Source organism: Pontibacter harenae (assembly GCF_020907245.1).
In the GTDB taxonomy this organism is placed as follows: Bacteria; Bacteroidota; Bacteroidia; order Cytophagales; family Hymenobacteraceae; genus Pontibacter; species Pontibacter harenae.
In genome coordinates this window covers 18,330-38,611 of the sequence record NZ_JAJJWH010000029.1, presented here as the reverse complement: position 1 = coordinate 38,611, position 20,282 = coordinate 18,330, and the positions used below count along the sequence as shown (strand labels likewise).

The window sequence follows — 20,282 nt, the reverse complement described above, 5'->3', positions numbered from 1 at the left end:
CAACATATGAAAAAGCAGTTTATACTCTTATTGGCAATGCTAAGTATGGTCAATATTTCAGTGGCTCAAAAGCTAACTAAAAACCAAGTCGAGAAGCGGGTACAGGAAATTTTCCCTGATTCGCTGGTGAAAGCTGATGTGCTGCTGCTGGGGCTGTTTCATTTTGATTACCCTGGGTTGGACGCCTACAAAACTGAGGAAAGCATGCAGGTGGACATATTATCTGAGGAGCGACAAAAGCAGGTACAGGAACTTGCAAAGCTGCTGGCAAAGTATAAACCAACCAAAATTGTAGTAGAGTACCCAGTGGCTTCGCAGCAGAAGCTGGATAAATTGTACGATAGCTTTAAGCCAGCTGACCTGAAGACACAGCGGGACGAAACCTATCAGATTGGTTTTAGGTTGGCAAGGCAGCTGCAGCACAAAAGAGTCTATGCTTTCGATGCCAACCCTTTCCGCTTTTCGCTTGCATCTGAGGACTCTGTCTGGATGGCGAAACAGTATGAGATGGGGGAACCATTGGTAAAGGACTGGGACAACAAGTATAACCAATTTTTTGCTTACGACGATACCATTGCAAAACAGATGCCTTTGAAGGAGTACCTGCTCCTGATGAATTCGGATGAGGCACTGCGCATAAACCACGGTGTATACCTTGTATACACCCGCATCGGCACGAATGCAGAGCCAGCTGGGGCAGACGGTTTCATTACCAGGTGGTACAACCGCAACATTCGTATGTTCTCAAACCTACAGCGACTTGCCAGCAAAAACGATCGAATTTTAATACTGGTAGGAGCAGGGCATGTGCCCATTCTCAAACACTTGCTGGAAAATGCTCCTGATATGAAACTGCGGAGGCTAGATGAGTTTGTGAAGTAAAGAATGAGATACCGTATATATCAACAAATAGAACTAGCAATGACAGCGTTGTGCTAATCCCCGAGGTAATCTTGAGGAAATTCCCAACTACCCTCCTGTCGAAGATACTAACCTTTTTCATAGTTTGTACCAGTAGTAATTGGCAGTCGTCTTAGTCGCTAACATAAAGTCGCTATCCTTTAAAGAGGCCTCAATGATTTCCTTTTTGATAGGGACATGTAGTGTCAGAACCTTATTCATCGAATCTCTAAAAGTGGGCAATTTGTCCCAAAGGCTTTTTATGGACTGTTTCAAAGAACCATTCATCAGAAGACTTTCCTTCGAGGAATACTCTGGATATATCACAATAACCGGCAGTCCCTAATCATTTATTCCGTAATCAATTTCTTCTCTTAGCGCTCTTGAACTAACTGTGTTAGAACTCAGGAAAAGTACGATATTTTTTGAATTTCTTATTCGCTCTCTCAGCCGTGGCTTCAATGTTTTCTCCCAAATGCTGTTATCACGGACGTTGTAGGTCTTATCATGTGAGTCATTAAAGGGAAATAAAGCGTCTTTTCCTTTCGCATGTTGTAGTAGCAAAAATCCCTTGTGGCATGTGCACCAAGTGCGCATTCGTTAGACGGCTCTGCAACATAAAACGCTGCGTAATTTCCATTTCTATATCCCATATATAAGTGCTTAGACGAAATTAATTATATATTTTTTACCAATGTTAAGGAGCACGTGTTCCAGGTGTTGCTGTAAGTTATTCCAAGACAAATAGGCTTTGAAGTCGAGCCACTGGTACTTGATTTTCTTCCAGAGCATCTCAATCTTGTTTAGCTCCGGAGAATATGGCGGCAGAAAGAAAATATACAAATCCTGCTCTTGCCAGCATTTTACTTTCTCCATAAAAGCTTTAGAGCGGTGAGTTGGCGCGTTGTCGACAACCACCACCGTTTTTTGCTCTAGCCCCTGGCAAAAGCTGTCGAGCAGACAGATAATTTCTTTACTGCCCATTGGGCCAGTATGAGTTTGGTAATGAAAGTCTCCCTGCTTATTAAGCAATCCCGCTACATTGATCCGCTTGCCCCTGGCCGCAGGTACTTCTATGGTTTTACCCTTCTTCTGCCAGGCATAAGGCAGTGCCGAGGTGAGCGAGAATCCGCTTTCGTCATAGTAGTAGAGCTGCAGGAAGCCCTGCTCCTGCAAGGATTCCAGTTGCAGAAGTTGCTGCTGCTTTGCCTCCAGCTCATCAGGCCTTTGTTTGCTTTTCAAGCTGTGACGCACCCGTCTGAAAGAGTAACAGCTACGTTTTTAAAAAGCGCTGCAGGGTCTTCTTACTCACCTCTACTGCGTGCTTTTCTTTTAGCAAAGCTAGTACGGCATTCAGATTCCAGCTATGCTCCTCAACATAGGCCTCCAGCTGCTCCTGCCCGATACCAGCCAATTTTTGCTTGCGGCCCGACCCGACTCCAGCCGAATGCCCGCCAGCCCACCTTGCTTCCATTTGTCAAGCCAGTTGGTGATGGTTAAACGGGTAACACCAAAGATGCCGGTTAATTCATTGATGGACTTCCCTTGGTGCGAAAGAAGCAGACACTGGCTGCGCTTGCGCTCGATGATATACCCACTGCTTTTGTAAATCTCCAGCAGCTCTTTCTCTTCTTGATCTGTTAATCTGATGGTTCGCATAGCATCAGTAACAACTATATACCCATTTTTGTCCCTCTACTTAACATTCCTATTACTTAAAAATAAATTCGTTGATTACTGTAATGTTTGCCTACCCGCGTTGTCTCTTTAATTGAATGGATCTACAAGAGTTTAAAACCCAGGTTCTTCCTGCTAAGGATAAGCTGTACAGGTTGGCTGTTCTCATGCTTCATAATAAAGAAGAGGCGGAGGACATGCTGCAGGATGTATTCCTAAAGCTATGGACTAACAGGCATAAATTACATACTTATACCAGTATAGAAGCTTTTGCCATGACGGTAACCAAAAACATGTGCCTGAATAAATTGAAGGCGGGCAAGGTAAGAAAACAAATAGATATTGCGGGTATGGAGCTTAGTTCAGATGAGGCAAGTCCCTACCAGCGCTCAGAGGTTGTAGATAGTCTGAATAAGGTGCAAGGGTTGGTGGCCATGCTGCCAGAGCAGCAAAAACTTATCCTGCACTTACGCGAAGAAGAAGGCTGCTCTTTCGAGGAAATCGAACAGATAACTAATTTAAACATAAACAACATCCGGGTTCTGCTGTCGCGGGCTCGAAAAAGTATACGAGACGGCTTTTTTAAATTGGAGAATTATGAAGTGGGATAACATAGAAGCACTGCTTCAGAAGTATTACGAAGGTGAAACAACCTTAGCAGAAGAAGATCACCTAAGGGACTTTTTCCAAAAGACAAAGCTGCTGCCAGAAAATTTAAGACAGTATTCCGGTTTATTCCAGCAACATACACAGCGAGACAAACATTTAAATAAAGCTTTATCGGATGATTGGCTATTTGAAAAAATTGAAAATCAAGCCCACTCACAAGGAAAGCAATTCTTTTTCCCGCTACAGCAGCTATCTGTTTACTGGCGTGTAGCAGCTGGCATCTTATTACTGGTAGGCGCTTTTTGGGCAGGCATTCAATTTAAGCAGAACAATACTACCGTTCCAAACACAGAGGTAGCCGCCCTGCGCCAGGAAGTAAAAGAAATAAAAGCAGCACTAAATGCAAGTTCTTCTGCTAGTGAACGCATCAGCCTGGTAAGCCAGGAATTTAACGCTGACCCAAATAATGACCTATTGAAAGTGCTCATACGCACCATGAACACTGACCCTAACGTGAACGTGCGGCTCGCCGCAAGTGAAGCACTTTACCAGTACAGTAACAATGCCGCTGTCAGGAGTGCCTTTGTAGAGTCCTTAACCATACAGACCGACCCATTGGTACAGATTGCACTGATTGATATACTAATTGCTTTGAAAGAGAAAAGTGCCCTGCAGCAGTTAAAAGCACTGTCGCAACAGAAAGGTTTACTTCCTATAGTTAAAAGCAAAGCCGAAGAAGGTATCGGTATTCTGATATAGACTCAAGTTTAATCAAGTTTTTAATACGATAACATGAAAAAATTAATGTTACTGGCATCGCTATGCCTGCTGCTAAACAGTTCTGCTACCCTTGCACAAATATCTACCAGTAGCACCAGGGTTCAACGGAATCAGGGCAAGACCCTGACCCACACCACAAAACTGGAAAACGCAAAGGGCAACCAGGTAGTTGTCACTATGTCCAACAGTGATGTGCAGGTAATAGGCCATAACTCAAATGAAGTAGTGATAGAGGCAAAAAACTATCAGGGGGCACCCGCGCGTGCTGCAGGGTTAAAACCACTCTACAACCAATTAGAAGACAATACGGGACTGGGGCTCCACGTCATAAAGGAAAACAATGGGGTTAAAATCAGCAAGACAACCCGCCAGGACGGAAAGTACATAATTAAGGTTCCCAAGAATGTTGCTGTGGTCTTCCATGAAACCAACTGGACTGATGGCAACCTGAATATGTCTGATCTGGACGGTGAGATAGAGCTGAAGCTCCAAAATTGGAACGCCAGCCTGACCAACATTACCGGACCAGTAGTGGCAAATGCCACCAACAGTGACATCGTCATTAAATTCTCTAGCCTGAACCAGAGCAAACCGAGTGCTGTCTCAGTTATTACCGGTACAGTAGAAATTTATTTGCCCGCTGGTACCAAAGCAGATTTTAAAATGAAATCGGTTCAGGGACAGATCTACTCCGACCTTGATATGAATATCCCAAAAGAACCGAAAAGCAACTTACCCAGGATGACAGGAGGCACCAACATCCAGGGCAAAACAAACGGCGGTGGCGTTGAAATGACACTTTACACCATTAGCGGCGATATGTTCATCCGAAAAAGCAAATAAAACAATTTCTCAACCAAAGCATTTAAAACTATGAAAAAGACGGTAATTCTGGCATTACTGGTGCTGGCAAGTGTTGCAAACCTACAGGCCCAACCTAAAAGTGTGGAGCGAACACTACAGGTACCTGCGAGCAACAAGGTAGAGCTGCAACTCAAGTTCGGCGATAACATCAAAATTACCGCCTGGGATAAAAAAGAAGCCTCCGTAAAAGCTACCTATGAGATTAACGGCGGCAGATTAAATGATGTGGTGCTCTTAGAGTTTGAGAGTGACGACAAAAGTGCCCGCGTAAAGATGGACCTGGATTATGAAATCCTGAAAGCAGGAAAACTGGAAGATTGCCCGCAAAACGGGGCAGAGAGCACGTTGTATATCGAAAGCACGAAGGACGTAAGTTTCATTTGTAAAAACATTGACTACGAAATTTTTGTGCCCCGCAATGCGGACTTGACGGTAGAAACCACCGACGGCAATATTGAGCTCAAGGGGTTAACAGGCCCTGTAGAAGCAAAGTCCATCAGTGGCTTTGTGGATATGAACTGGCCCCAGTATCAAGGAGCCGTTGTCTCTTTGCAAACAACATCTGGGAAAATTTACTCTGACATGGACCTAGTCCTACCAAATAAAGGAAAGGCTCCTGTTGCAGGACATCAACTCAAAGGGAAAGTAAATGAAGGAGGTTCTTCTATCAACTTGGAAAGCATCAGCAACGATATTTATTTCCGGAAGCAGGAATAGTAGTTTGTGGGATAGCATAACACAAGACATGCCATTAGGTTAGCACTTCGGCATAAAAATTTCTTTCTAAACTTCATATTTCCTGTTAGCGCCTGAAGCAGGTGATGAGGCAGCCTATATGCTGTTACTAAGCTACACCTGCAAAGCGTGCTTTAAACGCAGGTAGTAGCCAGGTATGAGAGGAGAATCTGTTCGCCCTGACATGCAATCAACCGTGTTTATAACAGGAAATTTTAAAGCATGAATCCTGAACATGGAACTGATCCATTGTCTTAAAGAATCAACGGGAAGGGGCTATTTGGCCCTATCAGTAAAATTTAGAAAGCCCCAATAAAATAAATTATATGAAATGTAAGCTGATTCTCCTCATTGTTGCCCTTTTTTCCCTTTCGTTTAGCCACGCTCAGACAACAGATACCCTACAAAACAATGTCTCGGCTAAATTCAGGCTCCATGGTAAAATAACAGATGATAAAGGGACGCCACTATCGTTTGTGAATGTGGTCTTACTCAAAGCTGTAGACAGTTCGCTGGCAACAACAACCCTTACCAATGATGAGGGAAAATTCGAGTTGACGGTACCGGATGCGGGGCGGTATTTTATAAAGTATATTTCCCTGGGCTTTATAGAAAAGAGAACGGAAGCAATGGATATCAGTAATTCAGAAAAGGCCATAGACCTTGGAGTCACTATACTCAAAACAGACAGTAAAACTTTACAAACCGTTGATGTGACGGCACTGCGCCCAACCATAACCATGGAAGCAGACAAAATGGTAGTCAGCGTGGAGGGTACTGCCATGGCAGCGGGTAATACAGCTTTTTCCGTTTTATCCAGGGCACCTGGGGTTTTTGTCGACGGCGAAGGCAATATCCAGTTGAATGGCAAAGGCGGGGTAACCGTTATGATTGATGGCAAATTAACCTACTTATCGGCCCAAGACCTGCGTACCATGCTGGAAAGTATGCCTGCTGAGAATTTGAAAAATATAGAGGTCATCACAAATCCATCTTCTAAATATGACGCTGAGGGTACTTCAGGCATCTTGAATTTAAATCTGAAGAAGAATACACTGCAGGGTACAAATGGGTTTGTGCAGACTGCTTACAATTACAATTTCAGGCAACAGCATGGTGGTTCGGTATCTGGACGAATCAATCATAAAAGTGGTAACTGGAACTCGTTTGTCAGTACTGATTTCTCCAGAAGGGTAGGTGGCAGGGATGCGACCTTCACAAGGATTTTTTATGGAGAAAGGGAAACCATTTATTTCGATCAGACAGCGGAAGGAAATCACCTTATTCAGGGCCCTCCAACGGTGCGTATGGGTACCGATTATAATTTAAATGATAACCATAGTATAGGGGTGATGGGATCCTTTGTTAAGAACAGGGTCGAACAGGATTTTCTTACCCAAACCTACATAGGCAATGAGCCTGGTAATCCTTCCCAATTCATAGATGCGGACAACATCAGTTCAAACACCTACAGTAATATTTCAACCAATCTCCATTACACAGGCAAGTTGGATACCTTGGGCACGATGCTGACGTCGGATTTCGATTATGTCAGGATATGGAACCGGGGTCATACCAACATGGACAACTACTATACCAATGTAGCAACAGGGGAACAAACCACAGATCTGCTATATTCCAATACACCAAGCAACTTTGATATTTATTCGGGCAAGGTCGATTTTACACTTCCCATCAACAAAGTGTACAAAGTTGAACTGGGTACAAAAGCAAGCCAGGTTACATCGGACAATGATTTTGATTTTTATTTCAATAACGACGCTTTGGTATTGGATCCTCAGAGAACAAACCATTTTAGATATAAAGAAAGCATCTATGCAGGTTATCTCAACTGGAGTGGCCCTGTAACTAAAAATATCAGTGTACAGGGGGGGCTAAGGGTAGAGCACACGGCATCCATTGCTAATTTGATCACCACTGGTGATGTTACCAAGCGGAACTATACCGATCTGTTTCCCAGCTTGTTCATTCAACAAAATGTCAGTGAAAACTATACCATAAACTATAATTATACCCGAAGACTGAACCGCCCAAGTTATGGATCCCTGAATGTCTTCAAGGCTTATCGTGATCCTTTTACCTACTACCAGGGAAACCCCTACCTGCGTCCTCAGTACACCCATGCATTCAGCGTTACCCAGATGTTCAAAAGCAAGTATATCGTTACTTTCAAGTACAATATTTTCAAAGATGCCTTGGAAGAGGTGCCGACACTTGATGTGGAAGAAGGGGTTACTGTATACACGACGGGTAACCTGAATAGCGGGACCGAGTATGGCCTGACTGCTGTAGCCCCTTTTAAAATCATGAATAAATGGGATTCGCAAAACACACTGACGCTTTTTAACAACAGGAACACATTTCAGTCAAACTTAGGTGAAATTGTGAATGAACAGTTCTTGGTTTCCCTCCAGTCGCTGCATACCATTCAGTTGCCCAAGGATTTTAGAACAGAGCTGAACCTGTTGGTGAGAGGACCTCAGGCAAACGGGTTGTATAGAATGGCTCCGGTCTACCGGGTGGATTTTGCTTTGAAGAAAAGCTTTATGGATAGCAAAATAGACCTGGCCCTGAATGTAGTGGATGTATTTGAATCGTTCAGGTTTCTGTGGGCGGCAGACATTGCAGGTAATGTCAGCGATTTTGACCAGTACTTTCGTGTAAGAACTATAAGTCTTAGTTTAAGGTACAACTTTAGCCGGGGGCAAAAAGTAGAACAAAAAAGAAGAAGCAGCGGGCCTGAGGAAGTAAACCGCACAAACTAATATTATGGTGCTTGAAACTGTTAAAATCATGTAAATCAGCAGAAAATGTTTTAGATATGGTACAAGATATGGAACCTCATCCTCGCTGATAAGGATGAGGTTCGTAGTGTGGGGACCTTTCGCTTACAAAAGAACGAAGCAGGCAGGGAGCTACTTTATAGTGCCGTGCAGAACCATATCATATTACCATCGAAACGCTCGATTCTTTGTCAGACGAAAGGCTCCTGTAGCCATTCGTCTTTTTACATTAAAGCATCACCCTTAATTTCTTGTAATGGAAATATTTCAGCAGGAACACGGCTCCAATTAGAGCTACACTATTCACTGCCAGATACCAGTATGCAAATGGCTGAAGTACATACATACCCCCATCGAACAGGAAATGAATGTAACTCTGGAATAAGCCGCATACAATGGACAATCCTGAAAAAAGATCCCAAGAAGGTATAATTTTCTATTCATAAATAGTGTCTTTGTATCAGGGAAATATTGCTGGTAATTAGGGAATAAATGGAAGTCTGTTACGGTTATCTGTCGATTGCGATGAATAACCGTAACGGGCTGCCGAATATAGGATATATCCCAGTCAATATAATCCACCCTGCAGGCAATTCCTGCACTCTGCGAAAGTACCAAAAACAGCACCTGCGATTCCAGCCAATCAGGCGGGTTTCGCTTATAACTCACATTATGTCAAACAGAGATGGGTTTTTCGCTCGGTCGAGGCGCTGCAGGATTGTGCGCAGCCTCTGCGTCTCAGCCTCCATCCTTGCCTGCTCTTGGGCCAGGAACCTGCTCTGCTGCGGTGTCAGAAACCTGTGGTTCATGATACTGTCCTCTTGCAGCACGTGCCTTGCGTTCCTTTTACGGAGCTCGCAACTGCTCAGGCGCAGATTGTAGAGTTCCGCCAGCGTCTCCTCAGACAGAACCGCCACCCCGCTATGGTGCCTCAGCTCCAGCTCCCCCACAGGGTCTATTTCCCTGAGCTTCTCGTCGAACGGGTCGTAGAAAACCATGCGCATATTCTTGCCCTCGGCTGTGATCATCGGAACCGTGTTGCTTCCGCCTTGGGTAGGGTGCGGCTGTTTGTGCTCGGCAGTGCCTGCCACCTGGGCCTCGCGTTTCTTCTTGTTTGCGTAAACGCGGCACTTGGGCGAGCAGTAGATCGTTCTGGGTTTGATTGTCCAGAAGGCGCGAGAGCAATAAGGGCAGACTTTATCGAAGGGGTTAGAGTTCGGCGGATACTCCTCTCTGCTGAATTTGGGCATGGGTGCTGATGTTGGTTATAACGTGCTTAAATTACGTTATAATTACGTAATTATAACGTAAAAGATGATTTATTTTAGCTTTAGATAGGTTAGAACAAGATTCGACACACGCTTTAGATAACCTTTTATTGATACAGATTCGTGCATTAACTTGATACATCAGATCATGGCTTTTTGTTAAAGTAATGGTTTATATAAACAACATATATAACTGTAATACAATAGTATATATTAAATTATATAAGTATAATAGTGTCGCTAAAAGCTACACGTAGGTTTGTAGCGGTATATTCCGCTTTAATATGCTGCGAGTGCCGCGCTTGCCCGCGTTTTGTATCGTTAAAAGGTATACCTTTTAACGATACAAAACTGCCGCTTTTGCTAGTCGTCTGCCATAAACTGCAGGCGCCCGGAGGCGTAGCGGGAGGCCTGGCCAGACAGCATTTCAGGACGCTGCACCTGCAACCAGCTAAGAAGGGCAGCCACTAATTGGCTGCTTTATTTGAAGAAGGGGGCTTGATAGGCATTGGCTATACCGTTTCCCAAGCATGCGTTCGTAAAAAGAAAATGGGCATTCCATGACCGCATCCTAGGCACAGAGGCGCCGCGCTGCCGATAAGTAATCTTATGTCTAGCAGAGGTTTCTTAAACTAAGTGCAAACTTATCCAGCTATAAAAGTGACGGAGCTGAGGCCTTACTTTGGCAGTACCATGTAGGATAGTCACATCCATTACCGCCACAAGAGAGCAGGGCAATGCCTACCTACATCTACGCGCGGTGGTTCGGCGTGCAGTCGGTGCCGCAGCGGTACGGAGGCGGGGCACCTTCCTGGGTACTGCCGCCCAAGACGGGTACACCCTTGCGCTCTACCACCTGGACGGGTTCTTCTGTGAGCTGTGGTACTGCCCAGTGTCCATCGAGATCAAGCTGGCGCTGGGCTTCACAGACGAAAGACTGCCGGACCCGTACCTGAAGGATATAGAGCTGCCTTACTTTTAAGGCTCCTTGCTGCAGTTGCAGAGTCTCNGATCAAGCTGGCGCTGGGCTTCACAGACGAAAGACTGCCGGACCCGTACCTGAAGGATATAGAGCTGCCTTACTTTTAAGGCTCCTTGCTGCAGTTGCAGAGTCTCCTGAAAAGAAAAGGGTAGCCACAGACTACCCTATCATACCACAACAATCTAATCTAACACTATGAAATATTAACTTTGGCTAAAAGTTAAAGGACAGACACAAAGACGGCGGTATTGATTCCAGTATTAGCGAAAAGAGCCAATCATTTTGTATATCAATACAGATTTGTTGATATAGTACAACTTTCAGGAAATTAGATCCTGCCTTGGCGTCTGAGGTTGAGCCGCTAAGCCATTCCCAATATGGACGTCCGAACACCCGAAAGTCCTCAAGGAGCTTTGCGGGTTTCCTATATCCATGTGTATCAGGGCCGTCAAAAGAAAAAATCGGGTTTGAAACTAGAAGACGAGTTCTTAAACGTCATTCCTCATTTAAATGCGGGTATAACTGCAGGTAGCCGGCAGCAATAAAAAGACTTCAATCCTCATTGGAGTGAGTTGTAAACCGCTTTAAACAAATTGTTTGTAAGCTTTATCCAAATCTTTGCCACCTTCTATTTCCCTAGCTATAGAGCGCTTTATATTAAAATATATATTTATACATATACCTAAAAGTAGGTATTGTTCACCTCGAGGTTGAAAGTTAATTTTGCAGATTATCAGCAACTTAATTTCTATTAGCCAATCTTTATTACATGAAGAGACTTTACACCCTTGTCTTTCTTCTGTTCATCCTTGCCGCCTGCAGCAAATCAGAAGAAGAACCAACCCCAACAGAGGCAGACACCATCTCATTGATCACAACTTCGGCCACACCTGGGCAGTTTGTGTTCGCCCAGGCCGGGAAAGCCGTGACTGTGACAGAAACTACGATGATCAATGTAGCTGGGATTGATGTTAGAGCCGTTGCTGCAGATGATAATCAGCTTATGTTCCTCATGCCGGCTGTGCCATCTGGAAAGGCCACTGTAGACTTTTCTGGTGCTGGCTTCCAAAAGCAGGCCGAGATAACGGTGGGCAACTATGCCACCATTACCAATACAGATGCAGTGGCCGCGCAATTCACAAATGAGATCGGGGAGATAGCCACTCGGTTGGAAGCGCATATGAATGACGCTGACATCCAGTTGGATGCCCGGTACATAACTGTCCTTAATGAGCAGAGGCAAGTAATGGAGGAGAACTTCGCCAAGCTATCAGCCGAGGAAAAGCTGCAAGTCGCCTATTTCTTTCGGTCTAACATGCCGAATGACGAAGACTTTATATTGAATACAGGCAAGCCTGAAAGTAACTTAAGGACAACCGGGACTACAAGCGGAGAGGACGTAGGAGAAGAACTGGTGAGCACAGCAAAGAGCTTTGGCCGTAACGTTGTGAAAGCTATTCCATTTACTTATGCAGGCTTTAAGCTAATCTTGCTTCCATCACCGTGGTTAGTCGACAAGGTGGCCGCGGCTGGTTTTCTTACTGCCGGTTTTGTATACTCACTTCATGCACTTTCTGATTTAAAGAAGGTGTCAAGCCTGACGGGTGTGCTTGAAGAGATCACAGGCGCAGAGCGCATGGCTGGGCCGACTGCAGGAGAGATCTTGTTCTACAAGGACAAAGTGAAGCTTCTAAGTGTCAAGGCAAGTTTCCGAAACCTGAACCAGTCAGATAAGAACTCGACGGTGTCTGAGATTGCAAGCCTCTTCACCTATGTGACCAAGTTTCAGGACCTGTATGACAAAACTGTCAGTATAGCCAACAAGGTGAAGAGCTGGTTTCCCACTTCAGGCACTGACATACCTGCGTACGCTAACCCCATAGGGGCTAAGCCGCTTGTAAAAGAGTACGCACTTCCTGGAAGCAAGCTCAGTATTAAGAATGTATCAGATCCTGCTATACAGCTTGCGGCCACCACTGCGGAGAGTGGCATGAACGTGACGGCAAAAAGTGCCACCATAACACAGGACAAGGCTTTCTCATTCGACATAGTCTACACAGACACAAAATTAGAGAAGGCACTCACTAAAAAAATAAATGCAACTTTTAAGGCATATAAAGAAGGAGTGACAGTAGCAGGCGGCAATGGCGCTATTTGGGGTAATGAAGGTTTTATTAATCCAAAAGGGATTTTTGTAGATGCTTCTAACAATATTTATGTAGCTGACACTGAGAACAACAGAGTGCAGAAGTGGGCACCCGGTGCGACAAGCGGCGTGACCGTGGCTGGTGGAGGTCCTCCTATGAGTGAAATTTCCAGTCCTACGAACATTTTTGTAGATGCTACAGGTAATCTTTATATAGTTGAAGGTAATCTTCGGGTAGTGAAATGGGCTCCAGGCGCGATGAGTGGGACTACTATTATAGACCCAGTAGACGGTCTCGTTAATGACATTTTTGTCGATAAAGCTGGAAATGTGTATGTGGCTGATAGTGACAATAGACGAGTTCAAAAGTGGGCACCCGGTGCGACAAGCGGCGTGACCGTGGCCAGTGGAGACAATGAGTTTCGATCCCCAATAGGAGTCTTTGTAGACGATAATGACAATTTATATGTGCTAGATAATGTAACAGACTATGTTACTAAATGGGCACCTGGTGCTTCTAGTGGTACGCGCGTTGTCACAGTAAATGCCATGTTTGAGGTGACAGATATATTTGTAGATAAGAATGGAACAATTTATATATCAGATTCTTATTATGATCAAGTCCTTGCATATGTTCCAGGAGATAGTGAAGGGTACACAGTAGCTGGAGGTAAATCTGGAAGTGGGCCTGACCAGCTTAGTTACCCTTCAAGCATATATGTTGATTCAAAATACATCTATATAGCTGATACTCACAATCAGCGTGTGCAAAGATGGGATAAGTAATTAAATGATAGAATTGAAAATAGTGGTCCCAATTAGCTTTAAACTAGAGAGTCTCAAGAACAGGAACATCATAAATAACCAAATGAAAAAGCTATCTTTACTATTCATCTTCTTTATAGCAGTAGTGCATTTCACCCAGGCACAGACCAAAGTTGAGTCCATTGAAGTAATGGGCAACACTTACACCGTTTCTAAGGAATTCCCGCAAGAAATAATAGGCAAATACCTGTATGAAGGGAAAGGGGAACCGATCATCCTGCTGAACAACGACGGTACAGGTCTTTTCCAGCCACACATGAATGATCCGATCAAGATCAGATTCTGGATTGACTGTGATGAGCAAGGAACCATCAGAAAGCGCGTAGGATCTGAAGAAAGATACCAGTACACGCTTCTGATACAATATATGGATGGCAATAACGGCAATTACCCGGTGGGCAAGTATGACCTAATGGGAGTAATGGTGCTGAAAGATCTGGGACGAGTTTCTATTTATGGGGAGAGGTACAAACCCCTAAAATAATATTCTGCCACTATCGATTTGCAGTTGCTTGTGCGAGAACGGTCATGCATGAGGCGACAGAAAAATTGTGCTGTCTATCTGTTTGTTCAAAACCTGGATACTAAGATGTTCTTATAAAAGGAGGCTCTCCATATCGGGGAGCCTTCCTTGTTTACAGATCGATAAGTAAGGTTATGTTAAACAAGAGCAATAGCAACATAGGATCATTCTCCTTTAGAAAATAATACTTACCTGATATGTTTACTGCTTTTTTTGATTGTTGAGGCTTTGCCTGTTAATTTCTCTTTTCCATTGAATAGTTAAGCATTTTTAACCGTTCTAAGTAGTGGTTTCTGTATTCCTCTTTTATATCGTCTCGAAGAAAGGAACTGTTAATAAGCCTATGTACCGCTTGATAATCCTGTTTGAATGTATTAATAATCTTGATTACTCGTTTCTCCTTAAGCCCTATCATCAGCGCAAATTCATTAAAGTCATCATACGCATAAAAGCCGTTTGCTTTAAAGCTATCTGTTTCATAGTCCCCAGAGAATAGACCATCTTTAAGAGCAAAGTAACTGTCATCTACATGCAAGCGGGTACAAATTAGATCATAAGCTGGACTAAGGATATAATCCCCGTACTCTGTGTCTATCAAAGAAAAGTTTTTCAAATGAGCATCTCCGTTAGAGAACAGATAGTTGAACAATATCAATGAAAAAAGCTTTTCCAGTTCCACTAGATAAGCAGGTACTGTTTTTCTAATGATTTGTGCTATGTCTTCGTAGCTACCTTCATACTTGAAGTCACTGCCAGCTGTGTGTTTGGTTCTACCTGCCAGAGAGGCAAAGTCTTCCTGTCTGTGCTTAGTACCATCAGACTTTAAATCAAAGCGCTTTGTAATGTAGGCTGGCTCCCCATTTTCAAAGAAAGTAAGTGCATTTTCTGCCACCTGTATCTTATAAACTTGACGTGCTATTTGCATGGTCAGATGTTCATTAGCTGGCACTTGGTCTGGGCGCTTTACGTCTCTAGGAATAGGCTTGAGAATGTACTGACCTTGTTCGCCCATCCTAGTGAGGCGCAATTTATCTTTTTCTAGGAGCAGTGAAAGCTTTTCCTGTACACCAGAAATGGATATTCGTTTACGATTCTCCATAAATTGTGCGGCGTCTGCTTCACTCTCCTGCGGGGGCAGGTAAGAAAGGATATGACTCACTTTCTTGCCGCTAAACATGTTGCGAAGACAGGCGGAACTGTATGTGTGAAAGTTAAGGGCTAAGGTGCCAGGACAATATTGAATATCTGGTAAGCTCATCTTTTAATCTCCTGTTCTGGTTTAATTGTGATAGCTCCAATGGTGTCATACTGCGCTGTAGCCATCAGTAGGCTAAAGTAATCATGTTCATCTATTCTTAGCTGCCGGTTTTGAAGGTTACGATTCACTCCTTCCGCAAGCATGTTGAAGAAGAAAGGAAACAGGAAATTGCTTTTGTACACTTGTTGCCTTTTAGGCAGGGTCAGACTTATAGCAGGAAGAGCCGAGTCAATAAAGTAAGCATTATCATAACAGAAAATGTATTCATTTGGATTTACCTCTGTTAATGTGCCTGCTAGTATGTCGTTCCAATATACCTGTGCTATTCTCATATACTTTAGTTATCTAACTTTCTAACCTCTAGCCTTACCTCCATGCCAAGTACCTCTGAAATTTTTTGCAGTGTGTTGATTGAAGGATTTCCCTTTCCAACTTCTAATGATTTAAGCGTACGCAGTGCTACACCTGCCATAGCTGCTAAATCCTCTTGAGTAAGATGTAACATATTTCTTCGCTCCTTGATGGTTTTCCCCAATAGATAGTGCATTATAATGCCCTTTTTGATGTGAAATTAAAAAACTAACTATATAAAAGCAACAAGAAGTGCATTATAATGCACTTCTTGTTGCTTTTATATAGTTAGTTAAATGTAATACTTAATAAAAAGCAGTATGATGCGCTATTTATTCTGGGTATGATAAACTTAAAAGAGGAGTGAACAGCCTATATCTTTGATACTATTTTAAATTAAAGAGTTTAATTTTTTCAAAAACTATTTATTGTTTAGTTTACTTTAATCAAACCACTTTTCATCTTGTGCTATTTGTCCGACAGCTTTAAGGTGCTTATTAGCATATAGCCTACATGACCTTTCAGCATGAGATGCTATTATACGAGGATAGCTTTTTGAATCATTCATTATAGTTTTAGCAAGTTCAATAGGAATTTCTATTTTTTCATTTACAAAATGTCTATTGTAATACAAGTTCCTTTCGTTGTAGTTTGAAATAGAAGAATACATTGCTTTGACTTCACTTAGCAATTCTTTGTCTTTTGTATTGTGAATATATTTTCCTATCAAATAGTCTAATATTTGCTCAGAAATATCTTCTGACTTGATAACACGACATTTAACACTATCATAAATGAATTTCTTTTTAGAATCTTCCGAGAATCTTTGACTTAGTATGAGTAAAATTCCGTTACCCAAATCCTTAGATTTTAAGTTTTTCTCTATCTCAGATTTTTGAGCAGTATTGAATATAGATATTCTAGCAGTTTTACTAAGTCCATTGAGTAAGATAGATAATTCCTCTGATGATAACTCACTTATAATCAATTCTAATTTATCAAAAAAATATACTATAATCTTTGCAGTTGCCCAAGTGAATAAAACTAGTAATGTAAATATAATATCTTGAGGATTATCTAATTGGTTTTCCCAGTACCGAATACTCCCTGATTTCATTCTAGCACATCTCACTCGTTTACACAAAGACCTTGTATCATCATTAAGAACATCAAAATTTTCATAAGTTTCGTCTTTGGACTTTATACCTGCTGCAATAACTGCTACAATATTTATAGACCATCTATTTTGAAATGCATGCCTAAAACCTTCAACTAATAAATCCCAAGGCTCAATGCTATTCTTCCATTCAGAAACATTTCTATTTAATGACGGAGCTATATGATTTGAAAAAGCCTCAATAGCTTTATCTATTTCATCATGTACTGTAAACTCCGTAATTAATTTAGATTGATTGTTTCCGTTAGGATAGTGACTAATTCTACGAGAAATTAAATTGATGAAGGGTAAATCTAGTTTATCATTATTCAGAATAGTTGATAATAAATATGGATGTAAAATCAGTGTGAGAAATTGTAAGCTATGAGATGAATATCTTCTATTATAAACAAATATTTTACTGTCAACTACTCCATCAAGAACTTTCTTTTTTAAGGCTAATTGTTTGTTGATTACTTCCAATCTATTGCCATCAATTAATATTTGTAGCTTTTTAATTTGCTGGGAATAATCATCTTTCTGTACAATATTTATAAGTGTTGATTCATCAATTTTATGAATAATTTCAAGCATATAAGCATATTCTAGCCATATTGTAAGCTTTTTCCCTTCTACGTATTGTAAATTTTTACTCCAATATTCTAGTGTTTGATAAGGATTATTTTTAATTAGACCTATCAACTCTGAAGCATAATCATTATGCGGAAACTTTTTAAGTTGATCAAAACACTCTTCAATTACTTCCGTTCGACCACATTCATTAGGCAATAAAATTGGTTCATTATTAGCTCTTCTGCCTTCTTGATTTATTATGTTGCCAATGTTAATTCCATCGACAATTATTTTAACGACATCCTTAAGAAGTAAGGGATATTGCGTAAAAACCCAATCCGACAAAATTTGAGATGTAATCAAACGAGGATAATTAGTGTATTTCAATATTTCATCATTTTGAAGCTCCTTTAATTTCTGTATTAGCATTGGAAGCTCGCCTTTATCAAAGCAGCCAGCAAAAAATCGAACAACATTATGCCAGTAAAAATTACGTGCAATTGCATCAAATCTATCAGGTTTGGTCCCCTTTTTTTCCATTCCAGCTGGTGAGTATGGAGAGGTGTTATAAAGATACTTTGCACAGAAATATTCTCTTAGAGGTTGAACCTCAAACTCGTATGTTCCCTGAACCCTTGAGACTAAAGCACAGACTCTCTCTTCCATAACATGGAATAATTGGTCTGCAATATCTGTTTTATGCCCCTCTTTAGTTAAATAAATTTTTAATCTAGCTTTTAAATCATCGATATGAATGCTGCCACTATTTTTTAGCAGTTCAGCTTCAGAATGTAATACCCATGCCAAATATTGATGTATATCAATGATAAGGTCTCGATGATCTCTTATTGTTGGATTTTTTTCTGACTCTCGATTAAAAAAAAGTTCTATATAACTATCATACAATGCTGTTCTTTTGTTTGGCAGTGATTCACCTCTTGTTCTTAACAAGCTTATAAAAATAGCTAACTGCATTGGACTCTTTGCCAAGTCCTTTAGGTGTGGCATTTCTAATTTTTCCTCAACAAGTCGTCTTATGTCGGAAGCCTCTCTACTATCTAATCTACTTGCTTTAATCCACTTTTCAACATAATCTTTTGTGATAGAAGGTGTAATATCTGTTAACTCAAAGTGAGGATAAGTATCAACAGAAAAGCCAATAGTATCTGAAAAAGCAGCAGGTCTACTTGTAATTAATACTTGAATAGATTTAGAATTTTCTAATAACCTGTTTATTCCTTTATTAATAAAATCAATTACTTCTTCACGTATCTTTAAATTTGCAATTTCATCGAAGCCATCAAAAACAAAAAGTACAGAGCTTAATTTTATTATCGCTATCAAGTCGCTAGAATTAAACTCATTAATTTGAGAATGGTAAACAATATGACCAACTAGAAATGATTCAAGTGAATTTTTCCAAATGCTCGAAAAGTACTCCTCCCCAAAGCGTCCTTGATAAGGATTTTTATTTTCCACCCATGCAGCAACGTGCCTTAAATCTATCTTGAAAGGTAACCTAACTGGTGTACTTTTTAAATGTTCAGGGAGTAAATGTAGATCATAGGTTTTATTTAATAATCGAGCTCTATGAACTTGACAGATATATTGAGAGATAGTGGATTTACCTTGACCAGGGCCTCCTTCTAATAATATTCTTTGGATTTCGTTTTGGATCTTTGGATGCAACAGAAAGCTTGCTGCGCCAAGGTTTTCACGTTCTTCAATTATAAAGCTATCTTCAAAGGAAATTACTTTTCTGTTATTGCTTTCAAAATATTCAAGTGTTCTTTTAAGAGTCTTATTTTTCTGATTTAACTTTTTTATTCTCAGCGGTACATCAGTAAATAAATCAAGTAGTTTATTTTGTAAATCAATTTGCCTAAACTTAACTTCATTGTCTATAGCAAACTGGTCAGCCAAATATGCTTTAACTACACTTTCTCTTCTTTCCTTATTTTCATTAATATTTTGGAAGAGTACAGAGTTTAAGATGTCTTGTCCATTCAATATTTCAGGGAATGACCATTTGAATATAGGATCCTTTTCTACCAACCTAGATAAATCATCTCTCCACCAGCATAAGGAAGGTATTTTGATGCTTTTTTCAAAGGTGGAATTAACTTTGTCTTTTGACCCTACATCAAGATGTGCTGTACCTCTTACATTTGTCAATAAATAAAACTGCTTTGCTCCTCTAGGAATTAATTTATCAATCTTAGGCGCTTCTCCCTGTAATGTCTCTATTAACCACTTATGAACGTCTATAATTGAATTTGGATTACGAACATATTTTACTTGAAAAACAATAAAGTCTTTGGTAGGTGAATCCATAAAATACACCAAAGAGTCTCTTCCTCCATCAGGTTGTCCAACTGGGAATGATTGAAAATTAGGGAATTCTTTAGCAACGAGAGAACTACAGAATTCTTGAAATCTTTCATCACCTAAATTCTCAAATAAATAATCCATATAGCAAAACTACGTTCGTGGTTATGATGACTTTTAATAATAGACTAAATTATAAATTGTTTGCAGCATATCTATAGCAGAAAATAGCTATAGTAAGAGAAATGAATATACTTTATATTTCAAGTAAGATAAATAAAAATAATCAAATGTATTCCTGTAGGAGTATAAAAGTGCAAAAGGCTACACCTTCATCTCTAGGGAGAGCATTTACAAATTGTAAAATCAACTGGGGATGGGTATGTTGCCACATCTTTAAGGTATGAAGGGAAAATCTTAGAACTTCAAAGTTGGTCAACATTTTTTAGGACGGGCCACCGGGTCTTCTCCTGAAATAGATTGACAGTTTACAAAAAACTATC

Annotated in this window: 15 protein-coding genes and 1 pseudogene; 8 read left to right on the top strand and 8 right to left on the bottom strand. The window is 41.1% G+C overall.

Annotated elements, in window-relative coordinates:
- The first annotated feature begins 6 nt into the window (after positions 1–6).
- Entirely contained in the window at positions 7–882 is an 876-nt protein-coding gene (locus LN893_RS14175; RefSeq protein WP_229971157.1) for a DUF5694 domain-containing protein, read from the top strand.
- A 360-nt stretch (positions 883–1,242) separates the two neighbouring features.
- Here the strand turns inward: LN893_RS14175 and LN893_RS20975 are convergent, their stop codons facing one another.
- From LN893_RS20975 to LN893_RS14165, 3 genes and pseudogenes are all read right to left on the bottom strand, one after another.
- Positions 1,243–1,497 carry a TIR domain-containing protein gene (locus LN893_RS20975; protein ID WP_439651214.1) on the bottom strand — a complete coding sequence of 85 codons (255 nt, stop codon included), beginning with the start codon at positions 1,495–1,497 and terminating at the stop codon, positions 1,243–1,245.
- Between the two features lie 66 nt (positions 1,498–1,563).
- Positions 1,564–2,157: pseudogene (locus LN893_RS14170) on the bottom strand (IS630 family transposase); the annotation flags it as partial.
- Between the two features lie 96 nt (positions 2,158–2,253).
- Positions 2,254–2,559 carry a helix-turn-helix domain-containing protein gene (locus tag LN893_RS14165; RefSeq protein WP_229971153.1) on the bottom strand — a complete coding sequence of 102 codons (306 nt, stop codon included), beginning with the start codon at positions 2,557–2,559 and terminating at the stop codon, positions 2,254–2,256.
- A gap of 116 nt (positions 2,560–2,675) precedes the next feature.
- Between LN893_RS14165 and LN893_RS14160 the strand changes: the two genes are divergently transcribed.
- From LN893_RS14160 to LN893_RS14140, 5 genes are all read left to right on the top strand, one after another.
- Positions 2,676–3,188, top strand: a complete 513-nt coding sequence (locus tag LN893_RS14160) for a GFO_1088 family ECF-type sigma factor (protein ID WP_229971151.1) — start codon at positions 2,676–2,678, stop codon at positions 3,186–3,188.
- The gene (locus LN893_RS14155; protein WP_229971149.1) at positions 3,175–3,945 is read left to right on the top strand and encodes a HEAT repeat domain-containing protein; all 771 of its coding nucleotides are present in this window, start codon (positions 3,175–3,177) and stop codon (positions 3,943–3,945) included. The genes LN893_RS14160 and LN893_RS14155 overlap by 14 nt, the downstream gene beginning before the upstream one ends.
- A 33-nt stretch (positions 3,946–3,978) precedes the next feature.
- Complete coding sequence (locus LN893_RS14150; RefSeq protein WP_229971147.1) at positions 3,979–4,809, top strand: DUF4097 family beta strand repeat-containing protein; 831 nt, start codon at positions 3,979–3,981, stop codon at positions 4,807–4,809.
- A gap of 30 nt (positions 4,810–4,839) precedes the next feature.
- Entirely contained in the window at positions 4,840–5,547 is a 708-nt protein-coding gene (locus LN893_RS14145; RefSeq protein WP_229971145.1) for a DUF4097 family beta strand repeat-containing protein, read from the top strand.
- 344 nt (positions 5,548–5,891) lie between these two features.
- Positions 5,892–8,351, top strand: a complete 2,460-nt coding sequence (locus tag LN893_RS14140; protein ID WP_229971142.1) for a TonB-dependent receptor — start codon at positions 5,892–5,894, stop codon at positions 8,349–8,351.
- Positions 8,352–9,034: 683 nt separating this feature from the next.
- On the opposite strand, the gene LN893_RS14135 is transcribed toward LN893_RS14140, so the two are convergent.
- Positions 9,035–9,619, bottom strand: a complete 585-nt coding sequence (locus LN893_RS14135; RefSeq protein WP_229971140.1) for a DUF2256 domain-containing protein — start codon at positions 9,617–9,619, stop codon at positions 9,035–9,037.
- A 1,931-nt stretch (positions 9,620–11,550) separates the two neighbouring features.
- On the opposite strand from LN893_RS14135, the gene LN893_RS14130 reads away from it, so the two are divergent.
- Positions 11,551–13,551 carry an NHL repeat-containing protein gene (locus LN893_RS14130; RefSeq protein ID WP_229971138.1) on the top strand — a complete coding sequence of 667 codons (2,001 nt, stop codon included), beginning with the start codon at positions 11,551–11,553 and terminating at the stop codon, positions 13,549–13,551.
- An 82-nt stretch (positions 13,552–13,633) separates the two neighbouring features.
- Positions 13,634–14,074, top strand: coding sequence for a hypothetical protein (locus LN893_RS14125; protein ID WP_229971136.1), 441 nt, complete (start codon positions 13,634–13,636; stop codon positions 14,072–14,074).
- Positions 14,075–14,348: 274 nt separating this feature from the next.
- Here the strand turns inward: LN893_RS14125 and LN893_RS14120 are convergent, their stop codons facing one another.
- From LN893_RS14120 to LN893_RS14105, 4 genes are all read right to left on the bottom strand, one after another.
- Positions 14,349–15,371: a type II toxin-antitoxin system HipA family toxin gene (locus LN893_RS14120; RefSeq protein ID WP_229971134.1), complete on the bottom strand. Its 1,023-nt coding sequence runs from the start codon at positions 15,369–15,371 to the stop codon at positions 14,349–14,351.
- Positions 15,368–15,703: a HipA N-terminal domain-containing protein gene (locus tag LN893_RS14115; RefSeq protein ID WP_229971132.1), complete on the bottom strand. Its 336-nt coding sequence runs from the start codon at positions 15,701–15,703 to the stop codon at positions 15,368–15,370. The genes LN893_RS14120 and LN893_RS14115 overlap by 4 nt, the downstream gene beginning before the upstream one ends.
- A gap of 5 nt (positions 15,704–15,708) precedes the next feature.
- A complete protein-coding gene (locus LN893_RS14110; RefSeq protein ID WP_229971130.1) occupies positions 15,709–15,918 on the bottom strand; it encodes a helix-turn-helix transcriptional regulator in 210 nt (69 codons plus the stop codon).
- 246 nt (positions 15,919–16,164) lie between these two features.
- Positions 16,165–19,923 carry an NACHT domain-containing protein gene (locus tag LN893_RS14105; protein WP_229971127.1) on the bottom strand — a complete coding sequence of 1,253 codons (3,759 nt, stop codon included), beginning with the start codon at positions 19,921–19,923 and terminating at the stop codon, positions 16,165–16,167.
- Positions 19,924–20,282 lie beyond the last annotated feature (359 nt).